Genomic DNA, 12,962 nt, shown 5'->3' with positions numbered 1-12,962 from the left:
CCGCAAACCTCGACCGTCGAAGGTTACGCACGCGGGTTACACACGCTCCGGCGCGGTGAGCACCCGCAGCGAGCCGTGCTGCGCAACCTGGGTGAACCCATCCGCGAGCGCTGCCTGGATAACGTGCCACGGCGCCTGACCACCGTCGGCCGGGTCGGGGAAGACGTCGTGCACGAGCAGGAGCGCACCGGGCTTCAGGTGCCCGGCAAACGCGCGGTAGTCGTGCTGGGCAGTCTCCTCGGTGTGATTGCCATCCAGGAAGAGCAACTCCAGCGGCGAATTCCACCACCGTGCAACGAGTTCCGTCGATCCAACAACTGCTGACACCACGTCGGACAGCGAGTCGAGCACCGGCCGGAAATGTGGCAGTGTGTCCAGGCGCCCGCTGCGCGGGTCGACCAGCGAAGCGTCGTGCCACTCCCACCCCGGCTGGTTCTCCTCCGAGCCGTGGTGGTGGTCCACGGTGACGACCTGCGCACCGACCATCCGCGCAGCCGCGCCCAGCAGCAACGTCGACTTGCCGCAGTAGGTGCCGATCTCCAGCCAGGTGCCGGGCCGGGCGGTGAGCGCAGCGCCATACAATGCCTCACCCTCGTCGACCGGCATGAATCCGGTTGTAGCAGCGACACATTCGGCAACATCGGTCGGCACCGACATCAGCCGACCCCCTCACTGTCGACGAGTTCGTCGACGGCGCCGGGCCAGCCGGCGTCGCGCCACAAGGCCGACCCGCCGGTCGTCTGCGTCACCGCGTCCGCTGCCAGCAGGACCGCAGCGGCCGCCCACGAGGTCTGCTCCTGCGGCCACAGCACCAGGTCGGGCAGGTTCCGGCCGGTCCAGTAGCCACCCGTGTCCGGGTCACGCAAACTCTGCAGATCCGCGAGCACCGCGATCGCGCGATCGGTTTCGCCCGCGGCGTCCAGCGCGGCGACGAGTTCAGCGGACTCTGCCGAGGTCACCCACGGCTGGTCGCGCACGCACTGCGTGCCGTGCCCGTCCCGCACGAAGTCGGCCCAGCCGTCGTCGATGCGCGCCTGCGCCGCCGCTCCGCGGATGGCTCCGGCGAGCACCGGGTAGTACCAGTCCATCGAGAACCGCGACCGATCGGCGAACGCCTCCGGTCGCTCGCGCAGCGCCGCCGCCAGACGGTTGCCGGCCCAGCGCCAGCGCGGCCGGTCGTGCCCGAGCGTGGCCGCGATGTGGCACGCACACTCGATCGACTGCAGCGCGCTCGCGCTGCCGGTGAGCAGCGCGAAGTCCGCGACACCGCCGTTTTCGCCTACGGCCCAACCCAATTCGCCACCCGGATGCTGTGCGCGAATGACGAAGTTGATCGCTGCTTCGACCGTCGGCCACAATCGCGCGAGCCCGTCCGTGCGGCCGGTCACCAGGTAGTAATGCCACAGCCCGACCGCGAAGTACGCGCACTGGTTGGTGTCGGCGCCGGCGTCCTCGATCCGGTCTCCGCGCCGCACCATCGGCCACGAACCGTCCTTGCGCTGAGTCGCGGCGGACCACTCCAGCGCGCGCCAGGCCGCCGACCAATGTCCGGCCGCGGTGAGCCCCATGGCCGCCTCGACATGATCCCACGGGTCGAGATGGCTGCCGTCATACCAGGGGATGGAGCCGTCGGCGCACTGCTGCCGGAGCACGAATTGTGCTGTGGCAGTGCACTCTTCGGCGGACAGCACGCCCGGCACAGCGAGCGCGCCGGCCCGGCCCATCACCTGGGCCGTCATCCGGCAAGCTCCGGCTTCACGAGGTAGACGACGAAGCTCTTGCCGAGCACCGGGTTGAGCGCGTTCTCCGAGGCGCGCGTCACGAACGGCCCCTTCATCAGGTCCCACACCAGCAGCCGGTGATAGGCCTTGACGGCGGGATTGTCGTTGTTGTCAGGCCCCACAACGCATTTCAGCCACCAGTACGGTGCGTGCAGGGCGTGTGCATGGTGTTGCTTGTATGCCGTCAGCCCGGCCCGCTCCAGCTTCGCCACCAGCTCGGACGCGCGGTAGATGCGGATGTGGCCGCCCTCGACCTCGTGGTAAGGAGCCGACAACTTCCAGCAGATCTGCTCCGGCCAGTTGCGCGGCACGGACACCGCGACCAGGCCACCGGGCCGCAGCACCCGAAAGATCTCGGCCATGACCTGCTCGTCCTCGTGCACGTGCTCCAGGATCTCCGACGCGATGACCCGGTCGAAACTATTGTCGTTAAAGGGCATCGAGCGGGCGTCACCATGCAGCACGGTGCCCGACGCCCCCTCCGGGACCTCGCCCTCGAGTTCCATCGCGCCGAACATCGACTTCACGTCGGCCAGGTCCGACTCGGACAGGTCGAACGCGGTGACGACACCGCCACGCCGCAGCGCCTCGAACGAGTGCCGGCCCTGACCGGCGCCGACGTCGAGCACCGTCATGCCGGGTGCGATCGGGAACGCCGAGTCGAAGTCCATCGTGATCATCGCTGCTCCTTCGGATGCGCCGCTGCGGCAGACTGCGCGTGACCGCTCGCAGCAATCACCTCGTGGTAGACCTCCGCGGTCGCGCGTGCCACGGCCGCCCAACTGTATGTCGCGACCGCTCGCGACCGGCCGGCCCTCCCCATCGAGGCCGCCTCCTCGGGCATTGCCAGCACCTCGGCCAGCGCGACGGCCAGCGCGGCCGCATCACCGGGTGGCACCAGCCGTCCCACACCGCCCGAGAGCAGCCCGGGGAGCGCACCCACAGTGGTGGCGACGACGGGGGTGCCGCACGCCATCGCCTCGACTGCCGGGATCGAAAACCCTTCGTAGAGAGAGGGAATCACCTGCAGCTGCGCTGACCCGATCAACCCGGCCAGTTCATCGTCCGAGAGGCCGCTGCGGAAACGGACGCGGTCGACGAGACCGGCTTCGGCGAGCCGCTTCTCGGTCGCGTCGCCCGGCGTGCCGACCACCACGAGTTCGCTCCACGCCGATCGCGGCAGCAACTGCAGTGCGTCGACCAGCACCGTCATACCCTTCAACGGCACGTCGGCGCTGACGATCGCCACGATCCGGCCGGACACCCGCGGGGCGTCCGGCGGCCGGAAGCGTGCGATGTCGACGCCGACCGGCACGACCCGGATGTACTCGGCCGGCACCCCGAAGTCGGCGATGATGTCACGGGCGGACACTTGCGAGACGGTCAGCACGTGCTTGCTGCGGCGGGCAACTCGGCGCTGCATCTGCACGAAGCCGTACCACCGGCGCTTGGACACCCGCGCCCAGCCGGTCGTCGCCTGCAGTTCCAGCCGGCGGTCCCGGCTGATCGGGTGATGGATCGTGGTCAGCAGCGGCAGCCCGCGCCGTTCGAGGGCGAGCAGGCCGGGCGCCAGCGTCTGGTTGTCGTGCAGGATGTCGAAGTCTCCGACCCGGTCGCGCAGCAGCCGCGACAGCCGCATGCCGAAGGTGCGCGGCTCGGGAAAGCCGGCCGTGCACATTGTTGCGTATTCGAAAACATCGATGGCAGAGCCGAATTCATGCAGCGCGGGACGCCGGAACGGGTCCTCGGGGCGGTAGAGGTCGAGACTCGGCACAGGAGTGAAGCGCACCCCGGGGTCGAGCTGCGGGTAGGGCTGACCGCTGAACACCTCGACCTGATGTCCCTGGGCGACGAGTTCGCGTGACAGGTTGCGGACGTAGACGCCCTGCCCTCCGGAGTGCGCCTTGCTCCGGTATGACGCGAGCGCGATCCTCACCCGGCCCGCTCCGCTTCCCGAGTGACGGCGAGTTCGTCGAGTGACGGCGCAATTTCGCCGTCGCTCGGCGAGGAAGCCGTCACTCGCGAAAGGGGGGAACGCGAAAGTGGCGAGCGCGAAAGGGAGGAGCGGGAACGCGTCTCGCCCGGGCGCACGAAGGTCATGTCTGCGGTGACGTCGGCGCGCTTGGCGTCGCGCCGGTCGACGAAGTAGTTCTGCTTCAGGAACCACGGCTTGCGGTCGCCCTGCTTCGGCAGTTCGGCGATGGACCGCTGCACGTAACCGGACGCGAGGTCCAGCGCCGGCGTGGCCGGCATCGCCTCGGGCACCGTCGGAGTGCCGGATGCGTAGCCGTTGCTGCGCACATAGTTGACGAATTTGCAGAAATATTGCGCGGACAGGTCGGCCCGCAGCGTCCATGACGCATTGGTGTAGCCGATGCAGACGGCGGCGTTCGGCACGCCTTCGAGCATCATCCCGCGGTAGATGTATCGCTCGCCGGGGTCGCAGACCTCACCGTCGACGCTGACCGTGGCGCCACCGACCATCTGCAGCCGCAAGCCGGTTGCGGTCACGATGATGTCGGACTCGATCCGCTGGCCGGAGGAGGTGTGTATGGCGGTCGGCTCGACGCGATCGATGGTGTCCGTGACGACGTCGACGTCGTGCTCCCTGATCGCCGTGAACAGGTCGGCGTCGGGCACGATGCACAGCCGCTGGTCCCACGGCCGGTAGCGGGGCGTGAAGGCCGCCAGGTCGACCGAGCTGCCTTCCAGCTGACGGGCGACCCCGGACCGCAGGATCTTGGTGGCTGCCCCGGGCACCCGGCGGCAGAACTCGTAGAACCCGACGGTGGTGGCGGCGTTCTTGAGCCGGATCGCGGCATACGCCTGCTTGGCCGGCAGCACCTTGCGCAACCTGTCGGCGATCGTGTCCCGGGCGGCGAGGCTGAGCACGTAGCTCGGCGAACGCTGCAACATCGTCACGTGCGCACCCTGCCGGGCGAGGGCGGGCACCAGGGTCATCGCGGTGGCACCGGATCCGATGACGGTCACCGTGCGTCCGGCGACGTCCACCCCGTTGGCCGGCCAGAACTGCGGGTGGATGACCTGCCCGGAGAAGTCCGCCAGGCCCGGAATATCCGGACGGTAGGGATCGGTGTAGTTGTAGTAACCGCAGGAGAAGTAGACGAAGTTCGCACTCACCGTGTGTTCGCCGGCCGCCGACTGCGTGGTCAGCGTCCACCGAGCGTCCTGGCTCGACCAGTCAGCGGCAATCACCTTGGTGGAGTAGGAGATCCGCCGGTCGATGCCATATTTCGCGGCAGTGTCCTTGAGGTATTGCAGGATGTCCGCGCCATCGGCGATCGACTTGGCGCCCGTCCACGGTTCGAACGGCAGGCCCAGGGTGAACATGTCGGAGTCGGAGCGAATCCCGGGGTAGCGGAACAGGTCCCACGTGCCACCGAGTGACTCGCGCGCCTCCAGGATCGCGTAGTCCACACCGGGACAGCTGGTCTGGAGGCGATATCCGGCGTCGATGCCGGACAGGCCGGCGCCGACCACCAGCACGTCGTAGTGGTCCTTCACGAATACCCATCTCCTCGATCGCCGCACGGAGTCCGTCTGCGGTCCTAAGTTACTCGCCGGTCACTTCGCCCGCCACCGTGACACCTCCGGGCCGGTCCGCCCTGGCGGACTACCATCTCCCAGCGTGACACAGCCGCCTGAGCCGTATGACGTCATCGTCGTCGGCGCCGGTCCGGCCGGCAGCTGCGCCGCGCACGCTGCGGCGACCGCCGGGGCCCGGACCCTGGTGATAGACCGGGCTCGCTTCCCGCGATACAAGACCTGCGGTGGGGGCCTGATCGGTCCGACCCTCGCGTCGCTGCCGCCCGAGCTGCCGGTGCCCGTGCAGCAGGAGATCACGCGGGCGTCGTTCAGCCTGGCCGGGCGCAAGCCCTTCGAGCGTCGTGGGGACGGACGCATCCTGACCCTGGTCAACCGCGCCGACCTCGACACCGCGTTGCTCCGGGCGGCGCAGGCCGCCGGCGCGCACGTGCGCACGGCCGTCACTTTCAGCGCCGTCGACCAGGACGACGACCTGGTGACGGTCCGGACTTCCGACGGAGACCTGCACTCCCGGGTGGTGGTCGGCGCGGACGGCTCCGCGAGCCGCATCGGACGGTACGTCGGCGTGCAACTGCGGCAGACCGACCTCGGTCTGGAGGCCGAGCTCGCGCCCGACGACACCGCGCGAGCGGCCTGGGCCGGGCGGGTGCACCTGGACTGGGGACCGGTGCCGGGGTCCTACGCGTGGGTCTTCCCCAAGGACGATGTGCTCACGGTCGGCGTCATCATGGCGAAGGGCCGCCCCGCCGAGACCAAGCGGTACCTGACGGACTTCATTGCCCAGCAACGGCTTTCCCGGCTCGATGTCGTCCGCGAGTCCGGCCACCTCACCCGCTGCCGGGCGGCCGGCTCACCGCTGGGCCGCGGCCGGGTGCTGGTCGCGGGCGACGCCGCCGGGCTGCTGGAGCCGTGGACCCGCGAGGGCATCTCCTACGCGGTGCGGTCGGGCCGGATGGCGGGGGCGACTGCTGCCCGCATCGCCGCGGGCGAGCTGCCGCCGGGAGACGGGCTCACGGCATACGGCCGGCAGGTGGCGGGCGAACTCGGCACCGAGATGCTGGCCGGCGAGCGGACGCTGCGCGCCTTCGAGCGGCACCCCGCGGCGTTCCATGCGATGCTGCGCACCCGCCCGGGCTGGCGGGTCTTCACCGGCATCACCCGCGGCAGCACCACCCTCGCGCTCGTCGAACGACACGCGTCCGTGCGCTGGGGCCTGGCCGCCATGAACCGCTGGTAGCTCAGGTCGTGGCGCCGCCCGTGGTGCTCTGGTCGTGGGCGGCCGCGATGACGATCACGATGATCAACCCGATCGCCAGCACAAGTTGCACGGCACCGATCACGATGCCCGCGATCGCCATCCCTCGCCCGGCGCCCTGCCGCTCCTTCGACCGGTTCAGCGCGATGATGCCCAGAATGATGCCCACGATGCCGGAGACGCCGCAGAACACGAAGATGCCGGCCAGGCTGGTGACGAACGACGCGATCGCCATCCCGTTGGTCGGCGCCGGCTGATATCCGGCGTAGGGGTTGTAGGGCTGCTGGCCGTATGCCGGTGCCCCGTAAGCCGGGGACTGACCGTACGCCGAGGCGTCGCCGTAGGTCGGAGGCTGACCGTAACCGGGTGTGCCGTATGGCGATTGCTGTCCGTAACCGGACTGTCCCGGGTAGCCGCCTTGCCCGTCGGGGGTGCCGGACGGCTGCGCGTAGGGGTCGACCGCCGGCTGTGCCCGGGTCTCCTGCTCGTGCACGTTGCGGTCGCCATACGGATCAGACATGGCGCAAGGATAGGCGAGCAGGCACGCCCGGCCCTAGTCCTGCCAGCCGTCCGGACCGGCGGACCCGGCCGGGTAGGTCTCCAGCGGCACCCGCCCTTGACGCCAGGCGCGGAGCACCGGATCCATGATGCGCCAACAGGATTCGGCCGCGTCGGCACGCACCGACAACATCGCGTCACCGCCGAGCACTTCGCGCAGCACCTCGCCGTAGGGCAGCATCCAGCCAGGGGCAAGCTCGGCCCGCAGCTCTTTCTGCTCCAGCTCCATCGGGTTGCCCTCGGCGTTCATGGTGAGCACGAAGGACACCGCTCCCGGCTTGAGGTCGATGATCAGCTTGTCCGCCCCGGCGGCATTCCGGAAGCCGCCGGGCACGTGCGCGACCGGCCGGAAGTAGGCGACGATCTGCTTGCGGGCCGTTCCGAGTGCCTTGCCGCTGCGCAGGGTGAACGGCACACCGGCCCACCGGTTGTTGCGCACCTCGACCTTCACCTGGGCGAGCGTCTCGGTCTCGCGGGACGGGTCGACGCCCTTTTCCTTGGTGTACGCCGGGATCTTGCGGCGCCCGATCGTGCCCGCCGTGTATTGCGCTCGTTTGGTGGATCGCTTGACGCTCGACCCCCACAGATGGGTGGCGCGCAGCACTTGCGCCTTCTGATCCTGGATCTCCTGGTCCGACAGGTCGGTGACCGACTCCATCGCGAAGACCGCGAGCACCTGCAACAGGTGTGACTGCAGCATGTCCTTCAGTGCACCGTTGCTGTCGTAGTAGCCGGCGCGCCCCTCCAGGGCGAGGTCCTCGTCATACACGATCTCGACGCGCTCGATGTGCTCGGCGCTCCAGACCGGCTGCAGCACCCGGTTGGCGAAGCGCAGCCCGATGAGGTTGAGCACGGTCGAGGTGCCGAGGAAGTGGTCGACGCGGAAGATCTGCTTCTCCGGGACGACCCGGTGCAGTTGCGCGTTGAACGCGCGCGCCGACTTCTCGTCCGAACCGAACGGCTTCTCCAGCGCGAGCCGAGTGTCGGCCGGCAGGTCGATGTCTTCGAGCAGCTTGCAGACACCCATCGACACCGTGGGCGGCAGGGCGAAGTAGATCACCAGCGGCCCGCTGCACGAGCCGATCAGGCCGGCGAGCTCGGTGGCGTCCAGCACGTTGGTGCGCTGGTAGCGCGTGCGGGCAAGCACCGACCGCAGCGGACGCGCCGGCACCGGCACGGTGGCGAACGAGTCCTCGAGGCGCTTCTTCCACTGCGCGGGCGTCACGTCCGCGCGGTCTGCGCCGACCACGGTGATCTTCCAGGACGACTCGACCTTCAGCAGGCTGCCGACTCCGGGCAGCAACAGCCGGTGAGTGAGATCGCCCCCTGCACCGAGGATGAGCAGGGTCACGTCTTCATCTGCAGCCATGCGCTGAGCATAGGAGCCGAATCCGCGAGCGTTCGCGATCTGGACAAGTCGGTTGCCCCGGCGCAGGCACGCCAAGTAACGTTTTGTTATGCAACGCATCATGACATGTGATTCCCGTCGGCTGGCGGGCCGGACCCGGGATCCTTCCTCATGACCGTCACCACCAGCGCACCACTCGCCCCCAGTCCACACGTACTCGACGAAATGACCTGGCAGTCGGAGCTTTTCGCCAGCCTGTCGACACCGCTGCATGGAATGAGTCCGCGCGCGGCATTCCAGGAGGCGCTCTGGGGCCGAGCGACGCTGGTCGACATACGGCCGCAGGCGCAGCGTATGGCGTTCGGCTGCCTCCCGGATGCGGTCTCGCCGCGGGCGGTCGACCGCACCGCGCTCGCCTGGCGACTCGACCCGGCGAGCGATGACCGCCTGCCGATCGCCGCCCGCGACCTGCGGGTCGTCGTCGTGTGCCAGGAGGGCCATATCTCGTCGCGCGCGGCAGAGACCCTGGTCCGGCTCGGCGTGCGGCACGCGACCGGCATGGCCGGCGGTTTCGCCGCCTGGCAGGCGCTCGGCCTGCCTGTTGCCGCGTAGCCCGGCTCAGATCCGGACAGTCGCGACCGTCTCGTCGCCGATGCGGAATCCGGCGTCGATGACCAGTTCCGAGCGCAGCGAGTTCGCGATGAAGCACTGCTCGTGCGCAACGCGGGTCAGCCGCTCCAGCTGATCCAGGCGGCTGCCGGCGGCGAGGGTGACGACGGGTCGCAGCACGATGCGGGTGACCGACATCGGCGAAACCGACTCCGGCATCACGCCTTCGGCCTCGTCCCGGTAGTCGAGCACGTCGAGGCGCGCTCGCGCCGCGACGGCGAGGAAGGACAGCAACTGGCAGCTGCTCGCGGCCATCACCAGCAGCTGCTCGGGGTTGACGAGCGCCGGGTCGCCGCGGAAGTGCGGGTCTGCGGACATGCCGAGCGCGGCCAGATCGCCGGGTGCGACCCGATGAGCCCGGGGGTAAGCGTCATACCCTTCACCCGTCGAACCCGACCAGGTCAAAGCCGTGTGATACGAGTGGTTTTCGGGCACGATGGGTCAGACGCCGGTCAGGTGCAGCAGCGGCTGCCCGGCTCGGTCGGCGGCTTGCACCACGGTCTGCACGATCGCTCCGGCGACCAGCTCGGGGTTGTCGATCATCGGGACATGGCCGCAATCGGGCAGCGTCAGATGCGAGACCATCGGCAGTTCCGCGCGGGCGGTCGCCGCCTGTGAGGGCAGCAGCAGCCGGTCCTTGGTGCCCCAGGCGATGGTGACCGGCACTAGTGGCTGGTGGCGGAAGCGGGATCGGGTCGCGTGCCACGCGACCGGGAAGAAGCCGGGCGACGTGCGCAGGTTGAGCGCATCGTCATACGCCACGGCACCGGGCACGTTCTCCGGGTGGACGTACAGCGCCCGAAGGCTGGCCTTGCGCAGGGCGGCCTTGTCGGAGAAGAGGCGCACCACGCGCCGCGGGGCGTGCGAGGACGCCTTCATCAGCGACAGGTTCGCGACGGCGTTGACCAGCCCGAGCGGACCCCAGAAGCCGGCCGGTGAGATCGCGGTCGCGGTGCGCACCGACCCCCGGGCGGCCAGTTCGAGGGCGAACATCCCGCCGAGTGAGTTGCCTGCGACGTGCGGCCGGTCCAGACCGAGGTGGTCGAAGAAGTCCTCGAGCTGCTCGACGTAGCTGTCCATCCGGTAGCTGTATGGCGGCGCGGGCGCCGGCGACTTGCCGAAGCCCGGCAGGTCGAGCGCGATGACGTCGAAGTCCTGTGCGAGCAGCTCGAAGGTCTCGCCCCACGCGGATCGCTGGTGGCCGATGCCGTGGATGAGCACCAGCGGGTCGCCCGAGCCTGCCCGCGCGTAGTCAATCGTGGTCACGTCGATCGCACCTCACCTGTCGTCCGGATCACGGACGAGTCACCTGCTTGTGGAACCTGCCGGACGCGCACGCAGCAGTGCGGGCAGGCGCACTCAGACTACCCACTGATCTCGTGCGGTGGCTGCATCGTGCGTGGTGCGGTGCCTGGGTGGTTACCAACCAGGTATGACGGTCAGGCTGACCCTCGCCACGAGCGAGCCGGTGGCGTCATACGTGATGTCGGCGTCGATCGTCTCGCCGCGCAGCACGTGCGGCAGCCAGATCCGCGAGTCGTCCCACATGCGGCTGGTCGGCACGGCCGCGACCGGGAACCACTGCGGGTCGAGTTCGTCGGACGCGGTCAGCTCCCCGGTCCACGCGGTCGCGCGGTAGAGGGCGACGGACATGTCGGAGGCGGGATCGGCGGGGAAGCGGAAGACGACGCGCCCGGCGTCAGCCAGGTCGGCGGGGTCGATCCGGAAGCCGGTCTCCTCGAACGCTTCCCGCACTGCCGCCGCGGGATCGCTTTCCCCCGGCTCGACGTGGCCGCCGACGCCGACGATCCGCCCGGTGCCGAAGCCGCGTTGTTTGAGCCCGAGCAGCACCTCGGGGCCGTTCGGGGCATCGCGCAGGAGGAAGACCAGGCACATCGGTGTCAGCATCCTGGCGAGTATGCCGGACGCGCCGGTGCGGATCCGCCCGGCGGGTCCGACAACATCGTGGACATCGGCCCACTCGCCGCCGCGCTTCGACCACGATGGACCCGTGAGCATCGGAATCCTGACCAGCGGTGGTGACTGTCCCGGCCTCAATGCGGTGATCCGTGGCGCGGTGATCAAGGGCGACCGCATCCACCAGGTGTCGTTCCTCGGGATCCGCGACGGCTGGCGCGGCCTCGTCGAGGACGACATCGTGCCGCTGCCGCGCCACGACGTGCGCGGCATCTCCCGGGCCGGCGGCACGATCCTGGGCACCTCGCGCACCAACCCGTTCGAGCACGGCGGGATCGAACGGGTGCGTGAAGTCATGGCGGCACGCGGTATGACGGGGCTCATCGCCATCGGCGGGGAGGGCACACTGACCGCGGCCCGGCGGCTGGCGGACGGTGGCATCCCGGTCGTCGGCGTGCCCAAGACGATCGACAACGACCTGTCGGCAACCGACTACACGTTCGGCTTCGACACCGCGGTGTCGATCGCGACGGAGTCGATCGACCGGCTGCGCACGACCGCCGAGTCGCACCACCGCTGCATGGTGGTGGAGGTGATGGGCCGGCACGTCGGCTGGATCGCGCTGCACGCAGGCATCGCGGCCGGTGCGCACGCGATCCTGATCCCCGAGGTGGAGGTGTCCATCGAGCAGATCTGCGGCTGGGTGGAGAACGCCCGCGACCGGCGGCGTGCGCCGGTCATCGTGGTCGCCGAGGGTTTCGTGCCGTCCGGTGAGGAGCACCTGCACGCCCCGCGCGGGCTGGATGCCTTCGGCCGTCCGCGGCTCGGTGGCATCGGTGAGCGGCTCGCGCCGCAGATCGAGGCGATCACCGGCATCGAGACCCGCGCAGCCACCCTGGGCCACTTGCAACGCGGTGGGGTCCCCTCGGCATACGACCGGGTGCTCGCGACCCGTTTCGGCACCGCCGCCGTCGACGCCGTCGTCGAAAAGCGTTGGGGCACCATGGTTTCGCTCATCGGCACCGACATCGAGCTTGTCGACCTGCACTCTGCGACGACCGTGCTCAAGACGGTCCCCCTGGAACGCTGGGACGAAGCAGCGATCCTCTTCGGGTAGGGCTCCATGTTCCTGCCGAAGATGTCACCGCCGTACGCACAAATGTACGTTTCAGCTCATATAGCGTACGCTGGGTGCCACGATGGAAGTACGAGTGAGCGATGCGAGAGCCCGCTTGGCGGACGTCGTTGACGAAGCGAGGGTCCGGCACGATCCGGTCTATCTGACGCGCCGCGGCCGCCGCATTGCTGCCGTCATTGACGCCGACGATCTGGACACCCTGATTGCAGCCGCGGAGGACCTCGCGGACATCAACGCAGCTCGCGCGGCCCGCGACGAGATGGCCGCCGGGGCCGCACCGATCCCCTGGAAGCAGGTCAGGGCCGACCTCGGGCTCGCGTGAAGTACCGGGTCCAGTTCGCGCCGGCTGCAGCACGGCAACTACGGAACCTCGACAAGCAGGCACAGCGCCGAATCCAAGCGGTCGTCGAGTTGCTCGCTGACGACCCACGACCTGCCGGGGTCAAGAAGCTGACCGGCGGTGATGGCGAGTGGCGCGTGCGGACCGGCGACTACCGCGTCATCTACGAAGTCCACGACGACATCCTTCTTGTGCTGGTCCTCTCCCTCGGGCACCGGCGCGACATCTACCGACACTCGTAGCGCCCTGGTTCAACGTGGCCGCGCGCAAGCCTCCGGAGGAGAAGCCGATCTGCCGAGCCGGCCATCCCGGTCAATATGCTGTGGACCGCCGTAGGAGTGGACTTTGCTGCCGGGGCGTGTTTTGTCAGTGGTGTCGGCGACTTCGGC

General features: G+C 69.2%; 15 protein-coding genes. 5 read left to right on the top strand and 10 right to left on the bottom strand.

Features of this window, described 5'->3' with window-relative positions:
* Positions 1 to 36: 36 nt before the first annotated feature.
* The 5 genes from EFY87_RS15745 to EFY87_RS15725 are packed head-to-tail and all read right to left on the bottom strand — an operon-like array spanning position 37 to position 5,306.
* Positions 37 to 606: a class I SAM-dependent methyltransferase gene (locus EFY87_RS15745; protein ID WP_245988695.1), complete on the bottom strand. Its 570-nt coding sequence runs from the start codon at positions 604 to 606 to the stop codon at positions 37 to 39.
* 50 nt (positions 607 to 656) lie between these two features.
* Positions 657 to 1,739, bottom strand: a complete 1,083-nt coding sequence (locus EFY87_RS15740) for a glucosidase family protein (protein ID WP_245988694.1) — start codon at positions 1,737 to 1,739, stop codon at positions 657 to 659.
* Complete coding sequence (locus EFY87_RS15735; protein WP_123272443.1) at positions 1,736 to 2,461, bottom strand: class I SAM-dependent methyltransferase; 726 nt, start codon at positions 2,459 to 2,461, stop codon at positions 1,736 to 1,738. Before EFY87_RS15735 ends, EFY87_RS15740 begins: the two co-directional genes overlap by 4 nt.
* The gene (locus tag EFY87_RS15730) at positions 2,458 to 3,717 is read right to left on the bottom strand and encodes a glycosyltransferase family 4 protein (protein WP_123272442.1); all 1,260 of its coding nucleotides are present in this window, start codon (positions 3,715 to 3,717) and stop codon (positions 2,458 to 2,460) included. Before EFY87_RS15730 ends, EFY87_RS15735 begins: the two co-directional genes overlap by 4 nt.
* Positions 3,714 to 5,306, bottom strand: coding sequence for a flavin-containing monooxygenase (locus EFY87_RS15725; protein ID WP_123272441.1), 1,593 nt, complete (start codon positions 5,304 to 5,306; stop codon positions 3,714 to 3,716). Before EFY87_RS15725 ends, EFY87_RS15730 begins: the two co-directional genes overlap by 4 nt.
* A 124-nt stretch (positions 5,307 to 5,430) precedes the next feature.
* Here EFY87_RS15725 and EFY87_RS15720 point away from each other — a divergent pair, with 124 nt between their 5' ends.
* Positions 5,431 to 6,585, top strand: a complete 1,155-nt coding sequence (locus EFY87_RS15720; protein WP_123272440.1) for a geranylgeranyl reductase family protein — start codon at positions 5,431 to 5,433, stop codon at positions 6,583 to 6,585.
* A gap of 1 nt (position 6,586) precedes the next feature.
* Here EFY87_RS15720 and EFY87_RS15715 read toward each other — a convergent pair whose 3' ends face one another.
* Both EFY87_RS15715 and EFY87_RS15710 read right to left on the bottom strand, forming a co-directional pair.
* Positions 6,587 to 7,123: a DUF4190 domain-containing protein gene (locus EFY87_RS15715; protein WP_123272439.1), complete on the bottom strand. Its 537-nt coding sequence runs from the start codon at positions 7,121 to 7,123 to the stop codon at positions 6,587 to 6,589.
* A 33-nt stretch (positions 7,124 to 7,156) separates the two neighbouring features.
* The gene (locus EFY87_RS15710; protein ID WP_123272438.1) at positions 7,157 to 8,530 is read right to left on the bottom strand and encodes a glucose-6-phosphate dehydrogenase; all 1,374 of its coding nucleotides are present in this window, start codon (positions 8,528 to 8,530) and stop codon (positions 7,157 to 7,159) included.
* Between the two features lie 150 nt (positions 8,531 to 8,680).
* On the opposite strand from EFY87_RS15710, the gene EFY87_RS15705 reads away from it, so the two are divergent.
* Positions 8,681 to 9,121: a rhodanese-like domain-containing protein gene (locus EFY87_RS15705; protein ID WP_220093663.1), complete on the top strand. Its 441-nt coding sequence runs from the start codon at positions 8,681 to 8,683 to the stop codon at positions 9,119 to 9,121.
* A gap of 6 nt (positions 9,122 to 9,127) precedes the next feature.
* On the opposite strand, the gene EFY87_RS15700 is transcribed toward EFY87_RS15705, so the two are convergent.
* The 3 genes from EFY87_RS15700 to EFY87_RS15690 all read right to left on the bottom strand — a co-directional run bounded on the left by EFY87_RS15700 (position 9,128) and on the right by EFY87_RS15690 (position 11,197).
* Positions 9,128 to 9,583, bottom strand: coding sequence for an OsmC family protein (locus tag EFY87_RS15700; protein ID WP_245988693.1), 456 nt, complete (start codon positions 9,581 to 9,583; stop codon positions 9,128 to 9,130).
* Between the two features lie 36 nt (positions 9,584 to 9,619).
* Positions 9,620 to 10,444 (bottom strand): alpha/beta fold hydrolase, encoded by an 825-nt coding sequence (locus EFY87_RS15695; protein WP_158607671.1) that lies wholly within the window; start codon positions 10,442 to 10,444, stop codon positions 9,620 to 9,622.
* Between the two features lie 153 nt (positions 10,445 to 10,597).
* Positions 10,598 to 11,197 (bottom strand): 8-oxo-dGTP diphosphatase, encoded by a 600-nt coding sequence (locus EFY87_RS15690; RefSeq protein WP_245988692.1) that lies wholly within the window; start codon positions 11,195 to 11,197, stop codon positions 10,598 to 10,600.
* Here EFY87_RS15690 and EFY87_RS15685 point away from each other — a divergent pair.
* The 3 genes from EFY87_RS15685 (at position 11,190) to EFY87_RS15675 (ending at position 12,815) form a co-directional block, all read left to right on the top strand.
* A complete protein-coding gene (locus tag EFY87_RS15685; RefSeq protein ID WP_123272434.1) occupies positions 11,190 to 12,212 on the top strand; it encodes an ATP-dependent 6-phosphofructokinase in 1,023 nt (340 codons plus the stop codon). The two genes, EFY87_RS15690 and EFY87_RS15685, sit on opposite strands and share 8 nt — an antisense overlap.
* 94 nt (positions 12,213 to 12,306) lie before the next feature.
* On the top strand, positions 12,307 to 12,555 hold the full coding sequence (locus EFY87_RS15680; RefSeq protein ID WP_245988691.1) for a type II toxin-antitoxin system Phd/YefM family antitoxin: 249 nt from the start codon (positions 12,307 to 12,309) through the stop codon (positions 12,553 to 12,555).
* Entirely contained in the window at positions 12,552 to 12,815 is a 264-nt protein-coding gene (locus EFY87_RS15675) for a type II toxin-antitoxin system RelE family toxin (protein WP_123272432.1), read from the top strand. Before EFY87_RS15680 ends, EFY87_RS15675 begins: the two co-directional genes overlap by 4 nt.
* The last annotated feature ends 147 nt before the right edge of the window (positions 12,816 to 12,962 follow it).

The sequence above is a fragment of the Flexivirga caeni genome (genome assembly GCF_003724155.1).
GTDB lineage: Bacteria > Actinomycetota > Actinomycetes > Actinomycetales > Dermatophilaceae > Flexivirga > Flexivirga caeni.
The sequence above is the reverse complement of the archived record's forward strand: the minus strand, read 5'-3'. Positions and strand labels throughout refer to the sequence as shown.

What these genes read in the sequence shown, in the direction of transcription:
- EFY87_RS15745 (WP_245988695.1), bottom strand. Translation starts at nt 606, where the DNA reads ATGCCGGTCGACGAGGGTGAGGCATTGTATGGCGCTGCGCTCACCGCC.
- EFY87_RS15740 (WP_245988694.1), bottom strand. Translation starts at nt 1,739, where the DNA reads ATGACGGCCCAGGTGATGGGCCGGGCCGGCGCGCTCGCTGTGCCGGGC.
- EFY87_RS15735 (WP_123272443.1), bottom strand. Translation starts at nt 2,461, where the DNA reads ATGATCACGATGGACTTCGACTCGGCGTTCCCGATCGCACCCGGCATG.
- EFY87_RS15715 (WP_123272439.1), bottom strand. Translation starts at nt 7,123, where the DNA reads ATGTCTGATCCGTATGGCGACCGCAACGTGCACGAGCAGGAGACCCGG.
- EFY87_RS15710 (WP_123272438.1), bottom strand. Translation starts at nt 8,530, where the DNA reads ATGGCTGCAGATGAAGACGTGACCCTGCTCATCCTCGGTGCAGGGGGC.
- EFY87_RS15705 (WP_220093663.1), top strand. Translation starts at nt 8,681, where the DNA reads ATGACCGTCACCACCAGCGCACCACTCGCCCCCAGTCCACACGTACTC.
- EFY87_RS15690 (WP_245988692.1), bottom strand. Translation starts at nt 11,197, where the DNA reads ATGCTCACGGGTCCATCGTGGTCGAAGCGCGGCGGCGAGTGGGCCGAT.